This is a genomic window from Aquamicrobium lusatiense (assembly GCF_014201615.1).
Taxonomy (GTDB): Bacteria; Pseudomonadota; Alphaproteobacteria; order Rhizobiales; family Rhizobiaceae; genus Mesorhizobium; species Mesorhizobium lusatiense.
On record NZ_JACHEU010000002.1, the window covers coordinates 219,838 to 236,772 of the forward strand.

A 16,935-nucleotide genomic window follows, 5' to 3' on the forward strand; every position below is an offset into this window, starting at 1 on the left:
GGAAAAGCCGCTTGCGCCACCAGTCGGATCGACAATTTCACTATACGCCGATCCGGGCTGCTTTGCGCGGATAAATAAGACAGCATTGCTGTCCTAAATTTCTATGGCAGAAATCAAAAAAGCGCACAAGACCGATTGATGAAAAAAATTGCGTCTTTTGGATAGAAAGTTGCGAAAGCCTGACACAAAGGGAAACTTTCCGTCGATTCTTGCTCACTCCGAAGCCACTTGCGGGCAGCAAAGCGGCACAATGCCCATCGCTACCTTGCAAGGCGCTGCTGAAAAGGATCAATTGCGCACCTGAAAAGCATCAGCATCGGAGCCGGAAATGTTCTTCGCGTCAGACAACTGGGCCGGCGCCCACCCTGCCGTTGCCGCGCGCATGTCAGGGGCTGCGGCGGGCTTCAGCACGGCCTATGGCGACGGTGATCTCGACCGCGCCGTCTATAAAAAATTCAGCGAAGTCTTCGAACGCGAAGTGGCGGTGTTCTTCGTGTCCACCGGCACGGCGGCCAACTCGCTTTCCCTGGCCCTTTATGGAAAGCCCGGCGGCATTTCATTCTGCCACCGGGAAGCGCATGTCATGGAGGACGAGTGCGGGGCGGTCGAATATTTCTCCGGCGGCGGGCGGCTGCTCGGCATCGATGGCAGCCTCGGCCGCATGGACCCGGCAGCGCTGGAGAAGGCACTCGGCCATTTCTTCCCCGAATCAGTTCACACCGGGCGTCCGGCCATCATATCGATCACCCAGTCGACCGAAATCGGCACTGTCTACTCACTGCAGGATATCGAGGCGATTTCCACCATCGCCGGCAGCCGCTGCCTGCCCCTGCACATGGACGGCGCGCGCTTCGCCAATGCGCTGGTGGCACTTGAAACCACGCCGGCGGAAATGACGTGGAAGCGCGGAATTGACGTGGTGTCCTTCGGCGGCACCAAGAATGGCTGCTGGTGCGCCGAGGCCATCGTGCTGTTCGACCTCGATCTGGCGCGCGAAATGGCCTTCCTGCGCAAGCGTGCCGGGCAGCTGTTCTCGAAATCGCGCTTCGTGGCCGCACAGTTCGACGCCTATTTCCATGACGGCCTGTGGCTGGAAAACGCCCGGCACTCCAATGCCATGGCCAGCCGCCTTGCCGAAGCGATCGACGCAGCCATCACCGCGCGCCTCGCATGGCAGCCGCAGGCCAACGAGGTTTTCGCCATATTCGGCGATGACATGGCCGCCAGACTGCAGGCCGCCGGCGCGACTTTCCACCAATGGCCGGCGCCGGCGGGGTTTAGCGGACAGCTTGGCGAGGACGAAAAAATCTATCGTTTCGTCACCAGCTTCGCCACGCAGAACGATGATATAGAGCGGCTGGCCGGCCTGATCCGCTGATCCCGCGTGAACGCAAAAGCGGCGCGGGTTTCCCCGCGCCGCCTCTCCCTCGGGAGGAGTGAGAGAAGATCAGTTGACGGTCTTGGCTTCGATCTGCCGGGAATTGTCAGCCGGCACCGAGGTGATGGCGATCCTGCGCGGCTTCAGTTCCTCGGGGATGTTGCGCTTCAGGTCGATGTGGAGCAGGCCGTTCTTGAGGGCCGCGCCGACGACATCGACATGGTCGGCAAGCTGGAACCGGCGCTCGAAGGAGCGCGAGGCAATGCCGCGATAAAGCAGTTCGGCGCCGTCGCTTTCGGTCTCCTGCCCGCGCTCACCCTTGATGGTCAGCACATTGCGATGAGCCTCGATGGAAATCTCGTCATCCGCGAAGCCGGCCACGGCCATGGAGATGCGATAGGCATCCTCGCCGGTTTTTTCGATGTTGTAGGGCGGATAGGACTGGCCGCCTTCGGGCTGACCGAGCGAGTCAATCATATTGAACAGGCGGTCGAAGCCTACGGTCGAGCGATAGAGGGGCGAAAAATCAACGTGACGCATGGTGTGTTCTCCTGTCGAGCAACAAGGTTTGCGTTGTGACCACTTGAAAACCCTGATGGCGCTTTCCGGGCCAGCGGCCCCGACATCGGCGACCGCACAGTACATTTGGGTGCCTGCCAAAACGGTTTCAAGACCCTGTCGCTCATGCCATTCGCGCAGGGATGAACGCGCGATGAACGGCTCGCTCAAAAGCCGTTCAGCTTGTGTGCCCTATTCCTTTCTCTGCAACGGAACGGCGGCGATGCCAGACCAGAGCCGATCCGGGTGTAACGTCCCTTCCATCCGGGTCGACAGTGGCCGGAAGTCGTTTGAGGCGACTTCCGGCTCCCACTCCGCCACAAGCGTGCCGGATTGTTCCTGCAATGATTTCCTTTGCAATATGAACGTGCCCTTCCTATCACCGTGACCAGACCCGCAGCACAGGCCGGCGGCCGTATGACAGAGCTTTTCTTTCACACGACGGACAACCCCGTTCCCGACAATGCCAGCGGCGGCTTTTTCAGAGCCCGCGACGGCAGGCAGATCCGCTATGCGCGCTTTGCGCCCGGCGGCCGGCCCGAAAAAGGAACGGTCGTCCTGCTGCAGGGCCGCAATGAGTGCATCGAAAAATATTTCGAGACCATCCGCGATCTGTCGGCGCGAGGGCTGGGCACCGCCACCTTCGATTTGCGCGGTCAGGGCGGCTCGGACCGGCTGATCCGGGATCCCCAAAAGGGATACGTCAAAAGCTTCGGCCAATATGTGGACGATCTGGACATCTTCTTCCGGGAGGTCGTGCTTCCGGATTGCCGCGGCCCCTACTACATCCTCGCCCATTCGACCGGCGCGCTGGTCGCTCTGCTGGCGTCAGCCTCGCTGGTCAACCGCGTCCAGCGCATGGTTCTGCTGACCCCGCTTATCGGCATGCCGGGGCAGCGCTACTCGATGAAGTCGATCCGCACCATGACGACGGCTCTCATGTTCATGGGACTTGGCCGGATGTACGTCAAAAGAAAGCGGGCGAAGGCGGCGGCACCTTTCGAGATCAACGACCTGACCTCGGATCCCGTCCGATACCGGCGCAATACGTCCGTTTATGAAGAGCATCCCCATCTTGCGCTCAGCGGGCTGACGGTGCGCTGGCTGCGCGCGGCCAGCATGGCCGTGCTCAGGGTCAGCGATCCGCAATTCCTGGCCGCCATGCGCATTCCGACCCTGATCGTAACCGCCGGGGCCGACAGCATCGTCTCCACTCGTGCCGCATCCGACTATGCCCGGCGCCTGCGGCTCAGCTCGCTGCTCACCATAGACGGCTCCCGCCACGAAATCCTGCAGGAAGCCGACTTCTACCGCGAGCAGTTTCTGGCTGCCTTCGATGCCTTCATTCCCGGCACCGAAGAAGAGATATTCAAGGCCGCCTGAAGGCTGAGCGCGGCATCAGCCGCGCAGAGTGGCAATTACGGCCTCAGTTACGCAGGGCGGCCATCGCTGCTTCGTGCAGCTGCGGCGTCGCCGCAGCCACTATGTCACCGCCATTTTCGGCCGGCCCGCCGTCGAAGGTGGTCACGATGCCGCCGGCCTGCTCGATGATCGGGATCAGCGCCACGATATCATAGGGCTTCAGGCCGGGATCCATGACGATATCGACGCATCCCGCCGCCAGCATGGCGAAGGCGTAGCAGTCGGTGCCGTAGCGCGCCAATTGCACCTTGCTCTCGAATGCGTCGTAACGTTTGCGCATATCGCCCTTAAACAGGGAAGGCGTGGTGGTGAACGAGATGGCCTCGGCAAGATTTTCGGTCTTGCGGGTGGCAAGCCTTCGCGGCCCGCCCGGTCCCTCATAGTGCGATCCCGCACCATCGGCATAGAACAGCTCGCCGGTAAACGGCTGGGACATCATTCCGGCGACCGCTTCGCCATCGATCGTCAATCCCACCAGCGTGCCCCATACCGGCAGGCCGGAAATGAAGGCACGGGTGCCGTCGATCGGGTCGATCACCCACACATGGCTGCTGCTAAGGTTCTCGCTGCCATGCTCCTCACCCAGAATGCCATGATCGGGAAACTCGGCATTGATCAGGCGCCGGATCGCCAGCTCGGCCTGCTGGTCTGCCTCGGTCACGGGATCGAAACCAGCCGCCTCCTTGTTGTCGACGGCTCCCTGAGCGCGGAACCGGGGCAACGTCTCGGCCGCGGCAACTCCGGCGACGCGCCGAAGAAAATCGGGTGAAATGTGCAATGGTATCTCCTGATCGGGAAAGCGCAGGTGTCAGCCAGTCATAGCAAAGCCGCAGACAAAGTCACGGGGCTGCAGAGGCTTATTCCGCGGCAAGCGGCGGGATGCGAAAATGATGGTCCGTCAACGCCATCAGGTCGGCGCAGAACTGGGTCAGATCCTCGACAAGCGCATCAAATCCGGCAGTCTTCTGAAGCGTGCCCTCGTTCATGTAGAGCCCACGATTGATCTCGATCTGCAACGCGTGGACCTTTCGTGTCGGGCGGCCGTAGTGCTCGGTGATGAAGCCGCCGGCATAGGGCTTGTTGTGGGCCACGCTGTAGCCCATGGCCGAGAGCAGGTCGATCGCGGTGACGGTCAGCGCGCTTGAGGCGGAGGTGCCGAACCTGTCGCCGACGATGAAATCGGGGCGCAGCCCCGTATCGGAAACACGCACACCGGCGGGCATGGAATGGCAATCGACCAGCACGGCAAAACCGAAGGCCGCATGAGTGCGCATTACCAGCTTTTTCAGGGTTTCGTGGAAAGGCTTGTAGACGGTTTCGATCCGCATCACCGCCTCGGCCAGCGGCAGGCGGCCGGAATAAATGTCGAAGCCGTCGCCGACCAGCTTCGGCACGGTGCCAAGGCCGCCCGCCACGCGGGCGGAGCGAATGTTGCAATAGGGAGGCACCGGCTCCGAAAACATACGCGGATCGAGTTCCCAGGGCTCCCGGTTGGCGTCGAGATAGGCGCGCGGAAAATTGGCCGCCAGCAGGGGAGCGCCAAGCATGACACAGCCGCCGAACAGTTCGTCGACATAGCAGTCCTCGGAGCGGCGCACATTGTGCTCGTCGAGCCGGCTCATCGCCAGAAAGCGCTGCGGGTAATGGCGCCCGCTGTGCGGCGAGCTGAAAACGAACGGCACCCGCTGCTCGGCGGCCGATCTCACCTCGAAGGCGGGAACAACCGAAAAATCCTCGGCCGCGCTTGTCAATGTCGGTAAACCTCTGAACCGTGAAACGTCATTCCCGGAAAGTGCCATTCGCGGCCGGGCCTGTCCATAGCTTCACCCACAGCTTCACGAAGCCAGGAACCGGCACGTATGGCGCTGTCTTCACTTGATCTTTACCGGCGCTGGCTCATATACAATCAGATTATCAGGCTGGGGCACACGCCGGCCGGGTTAGTGATTCGGACGGGAAATCATGGCACGCATTCTGCTTGCAGAAGACGACGACGATATGCGCCGCTTTCTGGTGAAGGCGCTGGAACGCGCCGGCTACCAGGTCAGCGACTTCGACAATGGCGCCAGCGCCTATGAGCGGCTGCGCGAGGAGCCATTCTCTCTCCTCCTGACCGATATCGTCATGCCGGAAATGGACGGTATCGAGCTTGCCCGCCGGGCCACGGAGATCGATCCCGACCTCAAGGTCATGTTTATCACCGGCTTCGCGGCCGTTGCCCTGAACCCCGATTCCAAGGCCCCGCGCGACGCCAAGGTGCTGTCCAAGCCCTTCCACCTGCGCGACCTCGTCAACGAGGTGGAAAAGATGCTGCAGGCTGCATAAGGAGCGCAATTTTCCAATTTGCGCTATTGACGGGCTCCAGCAAAAATGATGTAAGCCCGCCATCGGATGGGCGTGTAGCTCAGCGGGAGAGCACTACGTTGACATCGTAGGGGTCACAGGTTCAATCCCTGTCACGCCCACCATCCGTTTCAATAACTTAGCAAAGTTTCATATAGGTCCCCGTGGGTTCTCCGAACCTCACGGCAGAGCAGCGTCGACCCGGCCTGCGCCAGCGCGGCATGCAGCTTGCCGACCCCGCCCTCTTCACGCACGGCCTGCCCGGAACGAGGCGCATCGCCACTCGCCCACAGCGAATAATTGCTCTCCGGACAGGCGACGACCACTACGGGCCATCGCCTTTCCTCACCACGGTTTGCCGGCAGCGCTCAGCGCACGGCCAAAACGTCCGGCGTCAACTCCTGACGGCGCGGGCGCCCCATATCAGGATGCATGCGCCAACGAAGCCTGCGACGAGGTATCCGAGCCAGCCGCCGAACGACACGCCAAGAAAACCGAAGATGAAGCTGGCGACAGCCGCGCCGATGATACCGAGTATGACGTTCATGAACACGCCGGTGTCGCTGTTCATGAACCTTGAAGCGATCCAGCCTGCAAGGCCGCCGATGATGATGGCTGCAATCCAGCCTACGCCTGCGTCATCCATGGACAATCTCCATTCCCAACCACAGGGCAGAGAATGCGGAACGATGCGGTGTTCGTCAAGACGACCCCGCAAGGCCTGCGGGCGCCGGCTTGCGCCGCGCCTTTTTCAACGAGATGGCAGCCCTCAGCTGAGCCGAAGCGCCACCACCCCGGCCACGATGCACAAGGCGGAAGCGGCGCGCCAGCCGGTCATCTTTTCGCCCAGCGCGAAAACCGAGATCGCCATGGCGAAAAGAATAGAGGTCTCGCGCAGCGACGCCACGGAGGCGATCGGCGCCTTCGTCATCGCCCACATGGCGATCGCATAGGCCGCACCGCTGAGAAACCCCGTGAGCAGGCCGATACGCCATTCCAGCGCCAGCGTGTTGGCCAGCCGCCGGCCACGATAGATCAGCGCAACGGTTGTGGCGACGATGCCGTCGCACACGAACAGCCACGCGGCATAGGAGAGCGCGGTCCGCGCTGCGCGCGCCCCCAATCCGTCCGCCAGCGTGTAACCGGCAATGAACAGCGAGGTCGTCAGCGCGTAGAAGACGGCGGCCGGGTTGAGAGCGGCCAGCCGCCCTCCCCCACGCAGGCACATGAGAAATGTGCCTGCCGACAACAGCAGAATGCCGATCAGGGCAAACTGGCCGGGCACCTCCTGAATGAGGACGATACCGCCGACCGTGGTGATGAGCGGCGCCGTTCCCCGCGCCAGCGGATAGGTCTGGGCAAGATCGCCAACCTCATAGGCGCGGATCAGGAACAGCCGGTAGCCGATGTGCATGAACAGCGAAACGCCGATCCACATCCACGCCATCCTGCCCGGAAATGCAACGAAGGGCAGCACCGGGAGCGCCGTGATGGCCATGCCCAGCGACGTCAAAGAGATCGAGGCGAAACGGTCCAGCCTGACCTTGATCAGGGCATTCCACGAAGCATGCATCAGCGCCGCGGCAAGAACGGCGCTGAAAACGGCAAGGCTCATGTCATTTCACCTGCTGTCGCCTCCGGATTGCAAAGAGCCAGCTTAAATCCGTTACCCGCCGTAAAGGTCTGCAACCTCTCTTGCAATGCGCATGAACCACGCGATCCTTTGGTCCACTGAACCCGCGCCATCCTTGATTTGGACGCCATGGCCATGTAGCCCGGTTCAGATGGCTGAAGCTGGAGGGGATCGTTTCGTGGCGGAACAACTTCATGGCAGCGGGAATCCTCCGGAACCGGTTCTGGAGATCGACAGGCTCGCGCGCAGGCTCGGGCCCGGATTTGCGCTCGGCCCGGTCGATCTTGCCATCGAGCCGAAGCAGATCGTTTGCCTCGTCGGCCATTCGGGTTGCGGAAAGTCCACGCTGCTGCGCCTGATCGCAGGCATCGAGCAACCGGACAGCGGAACCTTGCGGCTGGACGGCAGGGAACTCGCCGGTTCAGATGTGTTCGTCGAGCCCGAAAAGCGCAATATCGGCTTTGTCTTTCAGGACTATGCCCTGTTTCCGCATCTGACCATCGAACAGAATGTCATGTTCGGCTTGCGCAAATGGTCGCGTGAAGCCGCCCGAGCGCGCGCTGCCATGCTGCTGGAAATGACGGCGCTCTCGGCGATGGCAGACCGCTATCCGCACATGCTGTCCGGCGGAGAACAGCAGCGGGCGGCACTGGCGCGCGCGCTGGCGCCGCAGCCCGCGGTTGTGCTGATGGACGAACCCTTCTCAAATCTCGACCGCGACCTGCGCGAACGGGTGCGCCATGACACCATCGCCCTCCTGCGACGCACCGGCACGACCGCCATCATCGTTACCCACGACCCCGAGGAGGCACTGTCCACCGGCGATCGCGTCGTGCTGATGAAGGCGGGCCGCATCGTCCAGAGCGGCACCGGCCGCGATCTGCATGACCGGCCGGTCGATCGTTATGCGGCGGAGTTCTTCAGCACCTTCAACCGGATTCCCGGCACCTATCGCAATGGCCGGCTGCACACGGCGCTCGGCGCCTTTCCGTGCAGGCTGGATCTTGCCGAGGGCGGCCAGGCGCTCGCCTTCATCCGCCCGCAGGCCGTATGCCCCTGCCTTGCCGAAGACGCCTTTTTCGGCGCGGTCCGCGCCCGCAGCTTCCGCGGCGAGATCGAGCAGCTCGAACTTGAGGTCGAGGGACTGGAAACACCGCTCACCATGCGCACCACGCAGCCCTTGCAGATACGGGACGGCAGGCTGCACTTCCAGATCGATCCGAACACGGTTCTGGCCTTCGCCGCTTCCTGACGATTTCGGCAATAAACTTTCCGTGATCGACGCCAAACTGGCCCAAGAAAACTTGACTATCTGGATCATAAATGGTGCTCAGCTTGTGTAGCCCAACACAGGAGGAGAGGTTCCATGCGCAACGCACATTTCAAGACGACGCTTCTCGCCGCCGCCTCACTGCTTGCCGTTGCCAATGTGGCCTCGGCAGCGGAGGTGAGCATCTACACCACCCGCGAACCCGGCCTGATCCAGCCGCTGCTGGATTCCTTCAGCAGCTCGACCGGCATCAAGGTCAACACCGTCTTCCTCAAGGATGGCCTCGCCGAGCGCGTGGCCTCTGAGGGCGAAAGCTCGCCGGCCGACATCCTGATGGCGGTCGATGCCGGCAACCTCGTCGATCTGGTCGACAAGGGCGTGACGCAGCCGGTGGAATCGGCCGTACTGAGCGAAGCGATTCCGGCCCAGCTTCGCGATGCCAACGGTCACTGGTTCGGCCTGTCGATGCGCGCCCGCGTGCTCTACACCGCCAAGGATCTCGATCTGGACGCGGTCACCTATGAGGACCTGTCCGATCCGAAATGGAAGGGCAAGGTCTGCATCCGCTCGGGCCAGCACCCCTACAACACCGCCCTGATCGCCGACTACATCGCCCACTACGGTGCTGAAGAAACCGAGAAGTGGCTGACCGGCCTGAAGGGCAACCTCGCCCGCAAGGCAGCCGGCGGCGACCGCGAAGGCGCCAAGGACATTCTGGGCGGTGTCTGCGACATCGCCGTCGCCAACTCCTACTATGTCGGCCTGATGCGTTCGGGGTCCGGCGGCGACGAGCAGAAGCAATGGGCCGATGCCATCAAGGTCATCCTGCCGACCTTCAAGGACGACGGCACCCATGTGAACATCTCGGGCGCTGCCGTCGCCAAACACGCACCGAACAAGGACGAGGCGGTCAAGCTGCTGGAATATCTGGTTTCGGACGAGGCGCAGAAGATCTACGCCGAAGCGAACTATGAATATCCGGTCAAGGCCGGCGTCGCCGCCGATCCGCTGATAGCCGAACTCGGCGACCTGAAGATCGACTCCAAGCCGCTCACCGAAATCGTCGCCAACCGCAAGGCTGCCAGCGAACTGGTCGACAAGGTCGGCTTCGACAACTGACATGGGAGAATGGCATCCTCGCGGATGCCATTCCATTTTTAATGACCATGGCAGCAAGGGGTTCAGGATCGAACAGAAGGCGGCGCTCCGGCGCCGCCTGGCTCATTGTGGCGGGATTTGCCGCCCTTGGCGTCGCGCTGCCTTTTCTCGCCCTGTTTTTCGAGGCGCTGCACGGCTCGCAAGGGCTATGGGCGCATCTCTTCTCCACCATCCTGCCGGTTGCCCTGCGTGATACGCTGATCCTGCTTGCCGGTGTCGGCATTCTGGTCGCCGTTCTCGGCACCGGAACGGCATGGCTGGTCACCGCTTACGAATTTCCCGGACGCCGCACGCTGGAATGGGCGCTGCTGCTGCCGCTGGCGGTCCCGACCTATATCGTCGCCTATACCTATCTCGACATATTGCACCCGATCGGCGTCGTTCAGGGCGCCATTCGCACCGTTCTCGGCTATTCCAGCCCGCGCGAATTCCGCCTGCCCGACATCCGTTCGATGACGGGCTGCATAATCCTGCTTTCCTTCGTGCTCTACCCTTACGTCTACATCGCCACCCGCGCCATGTTCCTGACGCAGCCGGCAAGCCTGATCGAGGCGGCCCGCACGCTCGGCGTCTCGCGCCGGGCTGTGTTTTGGCGTGTCGCCCTGCCGCTGGCCCGGCCGGCCGTTGCGGTCGGCATCAGCCTTGCGCTGATGGAGACGCTGAACGACATCGGCGCCGCCGAATTCCTTGGCGTGCGCACGCTGACCGTATCGATCTACACGACATGGATCACCCGCTCCGACCTGCCGGGCGCATCGCAGATCGCACTTTCGCTGCTGGTCGTCGTGGTGGCGGTCGTAGCGCTTGAACACTATGCGCGGCGGCGCCAGCGCTTCGCGGCCGGCGCACAGCGCGGCGGCAAGAGCTTTGAACGCCATCGCGTGTCCGTCTCCACCGGAGCGCTGCTGCTGGTGCTCGGCCTGATACCTGTCCTGATCGGCTTCATCGGGCCAGCGCTTTATCTGGCGACGGAAGCCTGGGCCCGCATCGGCTATGCCGGCGTACCGCCACGCTTCCTGTCGACCGTATCGGGCACGATATTGCTTTCGGCGGCAGCCACCCTGCTCACGCTGGCGCTCGGTGCGGCAGCGGCCTATGCGGCGCGCATTCGGCCGGGCGGCTTTTCCGCTTCAGCCTTCCGCCTTTCCACCATCGGCTATGCCGCGCCCGGAACCGTCATCGCGATCGGGCTCGTTATCGTGCTGGGAGCCTTCGACCGCACGGTGAACGCACTGGCCGGGTCATGGTTCGGCATCTCCACCGGCCTCATCTTCCTAGGTTCGGGTGCGGCGCTGGTCTACGCCTATACGGCGCGCTTCCTCGCCATTTCGGCGGGCGGAATGGCTGCCGGCCTCAGCCGCATCCCGCAATCGCTGGACGAGGTTTCGCGCACGCTCGGCGAAACCGCATCCGGCACCCTGCGGCGCGTGCATCTGCCCCTGTCGAAGACGGCGCTCGCCGCCGCCGCCCTGCTCGTCTTCGTCGATTGCGTGAAGGAGCTGCCGGCAACGCTGCTGCTGCGCCCGCTCAATGTGGAGACGCTGGCCACCCATCTTTATGGCGAGGCCGCGCGCGGCACCTATGAGGAGGCGTCGATTTCGGCGCTCGCCATCGTGCTGATCGCCCTGTTGCCGGTGGTGCTCCTGTCGCGCGTTGGCGCGGAGCGCAATCTGCGGCAGGCAGACACGCCGCTTGTGCCGCAGTCGCTGCCGTCAGTTCAGCAGCAGAACATCGCCTGACGAAAAGCTGATCTCGACATGATCGCCGATCTGCGGCGGTGGCGTCGCAGGATTGTTGAACGTATCCAGCGAGACGATGCTGTCGCCCACCCTGACCCGGACCCGGATGACCGAGCCGAGGAAATGCACGTCGGCGATCTCGCCCGAAAGCATCGCGTCGTTGCCCTCGCGGTGGCCGAGGGCAATCGCCTCAGGGCGCAGCGCCAGCGACAGCGCATCGCCCGCCCTCACCCCTTCAGGCTCCTGCCGCAGCGAAAACGCGCCACTGCCGAGCTGCACCTTGCCTGCCGGCCCCAGCGTGCCTTCGAGCACGTTCAGCGTGCCGACGAAACCGGCCACGAAGCGCGTGGCGGGGCGGTTGTAGATCTCGAAGGCAGCGCCGACCTGCTCCACCTTGCCGCCATACATGACCACGATGCGATCCGAGATCGACAGCGCCTCTTCCTGATCATGGGTGACGAAAATGGTGGTGATGCCGAGCTTCTTCTGGATGGAGCGGATTTCCTCGCGCAGCGACACACGCACCTTTGCGTCCAGCGCCGACAGCGGTTCGTCGAGCAGCAGCACCTTCGGCCTTGGCGCGAGCGCACGCGCCAGCGCGATGCGCTGCTGCTGGCCGCCGGAGAGCTGATAGGGGTAGCGATTGCCGAACTCGCCGGCCGGCAGCTTGATGATGTCGAGCATCTCGGCGACGCGGCTGTCGATTTCGGCTTTCGGCACCCCGGCCACTTTCAGGCCGAAGCCGATGTTCTGCGCCACGGTGAGGTTGGGAAACAGCGCATAGGCCTGAAAAACCATGCCGATATTGCGCTGGTTCGGCTTCAATGCGGTGACATCCTTGCCGCCAATGACGATACGCCCCGCACTCGGCTCCTCGAAACCCGCCACCATGCGCAGAACCGTGGTCTTGCCGCAGCCGGAAGGGCCGAGGAAGGAAACGAATTCACCCGCTTCGACGTCGAGATTGAAATCCTGCACGACGGTGGTGGCACCGAAGGATTTGCGCACGTGCTGGATCGACAGGAAGGGCTCTGGCATTGGCTGTGCGGTCTCCGTTCTCAGTGCTGAACGCCCGGCGCCTTGGGCGCGAACTTCGAGACGAACTGGATCAGGGCCATGCAGCCCCAGGTTATGGCAAAGGCGATCACGGCAAGTGCCGCCGGCTCATAGGCGCGGTTGGCGCCGAGCAACTGCATGTACGGGCCGAAGGATGGCCGGTTGAGCAGCGCCGCCATGACGAACTCGCCGATGACGATGGCGAAGGTGATGAAGGCGCCCGACAGAACCGCCACCGCCACATTCGGCAGGATCACCCGCGCAAGGATCGTGATCCATCCGGCACCAAGGCTCTGCGCGGCCTCCGTCAGCGTGGCGACGTCGATGGCGCGCAGGCCGGTATCCACCGCCCGGTACATGTAAGGCAGCGAAAGGATCACATAGCCGAACATCAGGAGCAGATTGGTGCCCATGGCCGAGCCGGTCAGCGGCAGCCATGACGAGGTGTTGTAGAGGCGGATATAGCCGAACACGATGACGATCGGCGGAATGATCAGCGGCAAAAGCGTGACGAATTCCAGAACCGGACGCCAGCGCGGCAGCTTCAGCCGAACCCAGTAGGCGGTTGGCACCACAAGCAGCACGCCGAAGGCGATGGTGGCGAGCGCCATCAGCACGGAATAGGTGAAGGTCTGCTGGAAGCGCGGATCGGCCAGCACCGTCCAGTAGGCATCGAGCGTGTAGGCGCCGCGACGCATCTTGAGCGAGAATTCGGCCGTGCTGACCAGCGGGAAAATGAAATAAAGCGCGCCAATGCCGAAGAACAGCCAGGACCAGATGCGGTTGATCTTCATTTCATCCACCTCTCGCTGCGGGCGCGAAGCCAGATATAGATGAAGTTCGCGATGCCGGTGATGACGATCATGCCGAAAGCGAGCGCATAGCCCAGATGCGGGTCTTGCAAGACATCGCCCCGGATCTGCGCGAACAGCAGGATCGGCACGATGGACAGCGAGCTGCCGGTCAGCGCATAGGCGGTTGCGACCGCGCCGAAGGCATTGGCGAACAGCAGCGCGAAGGTGCCGAGCAGGCTGGGCCACAGGATCGGCAGCGCCACCATGCGCCAGTACTGGAAGGGCGATGCCCCCAGAATGGAGGCAGCCTCGCGCCATTCGCGGCGCATGCCGTCCAGCGCCGGCGTCATGATCAGGATGGTCAGCGGAATCTGGAAGAACAGATAGGTCAGCGTCAGCCCGCCGAAGGATAGGATGTTGAAGCCCATTCCGTAAATATTGATGCCGAACCAGTCGCGCAGGATGAGCGTGACCAGGCCGAGCCGCCCGAAGGTGGCGAGAAATGCAAAGGCCAGCGGAATGCCGGCGAAATTGGAAGCGACGCCCGAGAAGGTGAGCATCGGCGAGCGCAACCATACGGGCAGCCCGCCCAGCACCATTGCCCATGCCATGAGGAAGCCGACAAGGCAGCCGAGCAGCGCGGAAGCCACGCTGATGCGGATCGAAATCCAGTAGGCCGCCATGATCGACGGCTGAAACAGGTTGATGATGTTGTCGAGCGTGAATTCGCCCGCCGCATTGCGGAAGGAGCCGACGATGATCTGCATGGTCGGCAAGACAAGAAACAGAAGCGCGAACAGCAGAAACGGCATCACGCCAAGCCACGCAAACGACATGCGCGGGCGTGTTACCGCAGAAGCCGGCGCGGCGATCGATTGGCTCATGCGCGACACATGCCTTCTTCCCGCGATCACCGCGCACTTTAACAGCCACGCTCTGGCGATCTTACCCCTCTGTAGAGGCAATGGGCGAAACCGGTGCGGCTTCGCACAATGCCCGGTCGCTCCGGCGCGGTTCCCTGCGGAGCCGCGCCGGATTGTTCAGGCCGCCTTACTGGACGTTGGCGCCGACGACGCTGTCCCAGCCGCCGGTGACGGCGTTCTTGTTGGCATCCTGTTCCTCAAGCGTCGGGAACACGGCCTTGGTGTAGGCCTCCGCCGGCGGCAGCTTGTCGAGGATTTCCTGCGGCACCTTGCCCTCGGAAACCAGCTGGTTGAAACGGGCCGGGTGGCAGTAGCCCTTCAGGAAGCCGATCTGGCCCTCGTCGGAATAGATGTATTCCAGCCACAGCTTGGCGGCGTTCGGATGCGGCGCATGGGCGCTGATCGCCTGCGCGTAAACGCCGGCGAGAACACCGCTCTTCGGCACCACGACCTCAACCGGCGGGTTGCCGTTCAGCGTGTCGCGGTCCGCAAGGGCGTTGTAGTCCCAGCGCACGATGATCGGCGTGGTGCCCTGCGCAAGCGAAGAGGCCTTGCCGATGACCGGCACGAAATTGCCCTTCTCGTTGAGCTGCTTGAAGAAGTCGAGACCGGCTTCCGAAGCCTTGGAGGCGTCGCCGCCGGCAGCCGAAAGACCCGCAGCATAGACCGACAGGATCGCCTGGTTCGCCGCGCGCGGATCACCCGCCAGCGCAACGGAATTGGCATATTCGGGCTTCAGCAGATCGGCCCAGTCCTGCGGCACTTCCTTGACGATGTCGGTGTTCACCTCGAAGGCGAGAACGCCATAATAGCCGCCGTACCAGTGGCCATCCGGATCCTTGACCTCGATGCCGTCGAAGGTCGAAACCTTGTAAGGCAGGAGGAGTCCTTCCTTGGTGGAGGACGGGCCGAAGGCGAGACCGACGTCGATCACGTCAGGAGCCTGCGGACCGGTGTTGCCCTTGTTGGCGCGGATCGCCTCAATCTCGTCGGCCGAGCCGGCGTCCGGGTTCAGTTCATTGATGGTGATTTCCGGATACTTGGCCTTGAAACCGGCCAGAATGCCTTCCCATCCGCACCAGTCGTGCGGCAGGGCGATGGTGGTCAGCATGCCTTCCTTCTTGGCCGCCTCGACGATTTCATCCAGCGACTGGGCGGACGAAATGGCCGACGTGACCATCAGAGCGGTTGCCGTTACGGACAGTACCTTCCCCGCAAACTTGAACATCTCGTTATCTCCATTGAGCTGACGCCTTGTGACGCCTGCGACGCGGTAGCGAGTTCATGTGACGTTTGGATGAAAGCCAGATGAAACCCGCCCGCCACAAAGTGAAAGGCTAAACTACTTTGACCGATACTAGCAATCGGCCCCTATTATTTTCCGGCTAAATAATACCCTCCTGCTTCCCCTCTGGAGTTTCTGTTGCGGTCCGGGCAGCTTATGCCGCTTCTCAGACGGTTCCGGTGAGAGCGCCCTCAAGCAGTCTGAGCGCGCCTTCCTTGGTCAGCTTGAGCGGATTTCCGCCAGCGGTCGGATCGACGATGGCCATTTCCGCGATGAGGTCCTTGCGTGTGGCATCCATATCGAGGTCCTTGATCAGGCCCGGCAGCGTATGCGGAACTTTCAGTTCCTCACGCAGCCTGATGATTGCCGCCGCAAATCCATCGAACCCGCCCTCAATGCCGCAATAGGCTGCGAGCCGCTCGATGCGTTCCTCGATCGCCTCGCGGTTGAAGGCCAGCACATAGGGCATGAACACGGCATTGGTCATGCCGTGGTGGGTGTCGTAAAGCGCGCCGCTCGGGTGCGACAGCGAGTGGATGGCGCCAAGCCCCTTCTGGAACGCGGTGGCGCCCATGGCCGCCGCCGACATCATGTTGGCGCGGGCGATCAGATCCGAGCCGTCATGGAACGCCTTCGGCAGGTTTTCCAGAACCAGACGAACACCTTCCACGGCAATGCCGTCGGCCATGGGGTGATAGCCCGGTGCGCAATAGGCTTCGAGGCAGTGCGCCAGCGCATCCATTCCGGTGCCGGCGGTGATGAAGGGCGGCATTCCGGCGGTCAGCTCCGGATCGGCAATCACGATGGCCGGCATCATCTTCGGGTGGAAGATGACCTTCTTGGTGTGCGAGGCCTCATGCGTGATGACACCCGCGCGGCCAACCTCCGAGCCGGTTCCGGCCGTGGTCGGCACCGCCACGATCGGCACGATCTTGTCCGCGTCGGCGCGCGTCCACCAGTCGCCGATGTCCTCGAAGTCCCACACCGGGCGGCTCTGCCCGGCCTGGAAGGCGATCAGCTTGCCGAGATCGAGCGCCGAGCCGCCGCCGAAGGCGATGACGCCGTCATGGCCGCCCTTGTTGAAGACCTCGATGCCGGCCGTCAGATTGGACTCAACCGGGTTCGGCTTGACGTCGGAGAACACGCCGTAGGGCACCTTGGCGGCATCGAGAATGGCCAGTGTCGAGGCAACCACGGGCAGCTTCGCCAGACCCGGATCGGTGACGAAGAGCGGGTTGCTGATGCCGGTGGAAGCAAGCGCTGCCGGCAACTCGTTGATGCGGCCGACTCCGAAGAAAACGGTGGTCGGATAATTCCATTTGGAGACGGGATTGGTCATGTAGATGATCTTTCGATGGGGAAGCCAGATTGGGAGC

The 16,935-nt window shown here is 62.7% G+C and carries 16 protein-coding genes and 1 tRNA gene; 7 read left to right on the forward strand and 10 right to left on the reverse strand.

The annotated features are described in order from the left end of the window. Window positions 1–328 precede the first annotated feature (328 nt). Window positions 329–1,378, forward strand: coding sequence for a threonine aldolase family protein (locus HNR59_RS15065; protein ID WP_183831842.1), 1,050 nt, complete (start codon window positions 329–331; stop codon window positions 1,376–1,378). 69 nt (window positions 1,379–1,447) lie between these two features. Here HNR59_RS15065 and HNR59_RS15070 read toward each other — a convergent pair whose 3' ends face one another. Further along, a complete protein-coding gene (locus HNR59_RS15070; protein ID WP_183831843.1) occupies window positions 1,448–1,918 on the reverse strand; it encodes an Hsp20 family protein in 471 nt (156 codons plus the stop codon). A gap of 435 nt (window positions 1,919–2,353) precedes the next feature. On the opposite strand from HNR59_RS15070, the gene HNR59_RS15075 reads away from it, so the two are divergent. After that, window positions 2,354–3,319: an alpha/beta fold hydrolase gene (locus tag HNR59_RS15075; RefSeq protein ID WP_183831844.1), complete on the forward strand. Its 966-nt coding sequence runs from the start codon at window positions 2,354–2,356 to the stop codon at window positions 3,317–3,319. 43 nt (window positions 3,320–3,362) lie between these two features. Here HNR59_RS15075 and hisN read toward each other — a convergent pair whose 3' ends face one another. Together hisN and HNR59_RS15085 are read right to left on the reverse strand one after the other, a co-directional pair. Beyond that, window positions 3,363–4,136 (reverse strand): histidinol-phosphatase, encoded by a 774-nt coding sequence (gene hisN / locus HNR59_RS15080; protein ID WP_183831845.1) that lies wholly within the window; start codon window positions 4,134–4,136, stop codon window positions 3,363–3,365. A gap of 79 nt (window positions 4,137–4,215) precedes the next feature. Continuing rightward, a complete protein-coding gene (locus HNR59_RS15085) occupies window positions 4,216–5,157 on the reverse strand; it encodes an N-formylglutamate amidohydrolase (protein ID WP_183831846.1) in 942 nt (313 codons plus the stop codon). A gap of 163 nt (window positions 5,158–5,320) precedes the next feature. Here HNR59_RS15085 and cpdR point away from each other — a divergent pair, with 163 nt between their 5' ends. Then, window positions 5,321–5,683 (forward strand): cell cycle two-component system response regulator CpdR, encoded by a 363-nt coding sequence (cpdR, locus tag HNR59_RS15090; protein WP_183831847.1) that lies wholly within the window; start codon window positions 5,321–5,323, stop codon window positions 5,681–5,683. Window positions 5,684–5,751: 68 nt separating this feature from the next. Next, window positions 5,752–5,826: transfer RNA gene (locus HNR59_RS15095), tRNA-Val, on the forward strand. 269 nt (window positions 5,827–6,095) lie between these two features. Here HNR59_RS15095 and HNR59_RS15100 read toward each other — a convergent pair. Beyond that, complete coding sequence (locus HNR59_RS15100) at window positions 6,096–6,347, reverse strand: GlsB/YeaQ/YmgE family stress response membrane protein (protein WP_183831848.1); 252 nt, start codon at window positions 6,345–6,347, stop codon at window positions 6,096–6,098. Between the two features lie 123 nt (window positions 6,348–6,470). Next, window positions 6,471–7,316, reverse strand: a complete 846-nt coding sequence (locus tag HNR59_RS15105; protein ID WP_183831849.1) for an EamA family transporter — start codon at window positions 7,314–7,316, stop codon at window positions 6,471–6,473. Between the two features lie 196 nt (window positions 7,317–7,512). On the opposite strand from HNR59_RS15105, the gene HNR59_RS15110 reads away from it, so the two are divergent. The 3 genes from HNR59_RS15110 (at window position 7,513) to HNR59_RS15120 (ending at window position 11,501) form a co-directional block, all read left to right on the forward strand. Continuing rightward, window positions 7,513–8,586, forward strand: a complete 1,074-nt coding sequence (locus HNR59_RS15110) for an ABC transporter ATP-binding protein (protein ID WP_425488667.1) — start codon at window positions 7,513–7,515, stop codon at window positions 8,584–8,586. A 114-nt stretch (window positions 8,587–8,700) separates the two neighbouring features. Then, the gene (locus tag HNR59_RS15115; protein ID WP_183831851.1) at window positions 8,701–9,723 is read left to right on the forward strand and encodes a Fe(3+) ABC transporter substrate-binding protein; all 1,023 of its coding nucleotides are present in this window, start codon (window positions 8,701–8,703) and stop codon (window positions 9,721–9,723) included. 41 nt (window positions 9,724–9,764) lie between these two features. Next, a complete protein-coding gene (locus HNR59_RS15120) occupies window positions 9,765–11,501 on the forward strand; it encodes an ABC transporter permease (RefSeq protein WP_183831852.1) in 1,737 nt (578 codons plus the stop codon). Here HNR59_RS15120 and HNR59_RS15125 read toward each other — a convergent pair. The 5 genes from HNR59_RS15125 to HNR59_RS15145 form a co-directional block, all read right to left on the reverse strand. Beyond that, window positions 11,475–12,539, reverse strand: coding sequence for an ABC transporter ATP-binding protein (locus tag HNR59_RS15125; RefSeq protein ID WP_183831853.1), 1,065 nt, complete (start codon window positions 12,537–12,539; stop codon window positions 11,475–11,477). The two genes, HNR59_RS15120 and HNR59_RS15125, sit on opposite strands and share 27 nt — an antisense overlap. Before the next feature lie 20 nt (window positions 12,540–12,559). Further along, window positions 12,560–13,351, reverse strand: coding sequence for an ABC transporter permease (locus HNR59_RS15130; protein WP_183831854.1), 792 nt, complete (start codon window positions 13,349–13,351; stop codon window positions 12,560–12,562). Further along, complete coding sequence (locus tag HNR59_RS15135; RefSeq protein WP_183831855.1) at window positions 13,348–14,235, reverse strand: ABC transporter permease; 888 nt, start codon at window positions 14,233–14,235, stop codon at window positions 13,348–13,350. The genes HNR59_RS15130 and HNR59_RS15135 overlap by 4 nt, the downstream gene beginning before the upstream one ends. Window positions 14,236–14,401: 166 nt before the next feature. Beyond that, complete coding sequence (locus HNR59_RS15140; protein WP_425488670.1) at window positions 14,402–15,454, reverse strand: ABC transporter substrate-binding protein; 1,053 nt, start codon at window positions 15,452–15,454, stop codon at window positions 14,402–14,404. A 271-nt stretch (window positions 15,455–15,725) separates the two neighbouring features. Continuing rightward, on the reverse strand, window positions 15,726–16,898 hold the full coding sequence (locus HNR59_RS15145) for an iron-containing alcohol dehydrogenase (RefSeq protein WP_183831857.1): 1,173 nt from the start codon (window positions 16,896–16,898) through the stop codon (window positions 15,726–15,728). Window positions 16,899–16,935 lie beyond the last annotated feature (37 nt).

Excerpts from the sequence above, each read along its gene's own strand:
- HNR59_RS15065 (WP_183831842.1), top strand. The coding sequence starts at position 329 with ATGTTCTTCGCGTCAGACAACTGGGCCGGCGCCCACCCTGCCGTTGCC.
- HNR59_RS15085 (WP_183831846.1), bottom strand. The coding sequence starts at position 5,157 with ATGGCACTTTCCGGGAATGACGTTTCACGGTTCAGAGGTTTACCGACA.
- cpdR (WP_183831847.1), top strand. The coding sequence starts at position 5,321 with ATGGCACGCATTCTGCTTGCAGAAGACGACGACGATATGCGCCGCTTT.
- HNR59_RS15100 (WP_183831848.1), bottom strand. The coding sequence starts at position 6,347 with ATGGATGACGCAGGCGTAGGCTGGATTGCAGCCATCATCATCGGCGGC.
- HNR59_RS15130 (WP_183831854.1), bottom strand. The coding sequence starts at position 13,351 with ATGAAGATCAACCGCATCTGGTCCTGGCTGTTCTTCGGCATTGGCGCG.
- HNR59_RS15145 (WP_183831857.1), bottom strand. The coding sequence starts at position 16,898 with ATGACCAATCCCGTCTCCAAATGGAATTATCCGACCACCGTTTTCTTC.
- HNR59_RS15120 (WP_183831852.1), top strand. The coding sequence starts at position 9,765 with ATGACCATGGCAGCAAGGGGTTCAGGATCGAACAGAAGGCGGCGCTCC.
- HNR59_RS15140 (WP_425488670.1), bottom strand. The coding sequence starts at position 15,454 with ATGGTCACGTCGGCCATTTCGTCCGCCCAGTCGCTGGATGAAATCGTC.
- HNR59_RS15135 (WP_183831855.1), bottom strand. The coding sequence starts at position 14,235 with ATGAGCCAATCGATCGCCGCGCCGGCTTCTGCGGTAACACGCCCGCGC.
- HNR59_RS15125 (WP_183831853.1), bottom strand. The coding sequence starts at position 12,539 with ATGCCAGAGCCCTTCCTGTCGATCCAGCACGTGCGCAAATCCTTCGGT.
- HNR59_RS15070 (WP_183831843.1), bottom strand. The coding sequence starts at position 1,918 with ATGCGTCACGTTGATTTTTCGCCCCTCTATCGCTCGACCGTAGGCTTC.
- HNR59_RS15115 (WP_183831851.1), top strand. The coding sequence starts at position 8,701 with ATGCGCAACGCACATTTCAAGACGACGCTTCTCGCCGCCGCCTCACTG.
- HNR59_RS15105 (WP_183831849.1), bottom strand. The coding sequence starts at position 7,316 with ATGAGCCTTGCCGTTTTCAGCGCCGTTCTTGCCGCGGCGCTGATGCAT.
- HNR59_RS15075 (WP_183831844.1), top strand. The coding sequence starts at position 2,354 with ATGACAGAGCTTTTCTTTCACACGACGGACAACCCCGTTCCCGACAAT.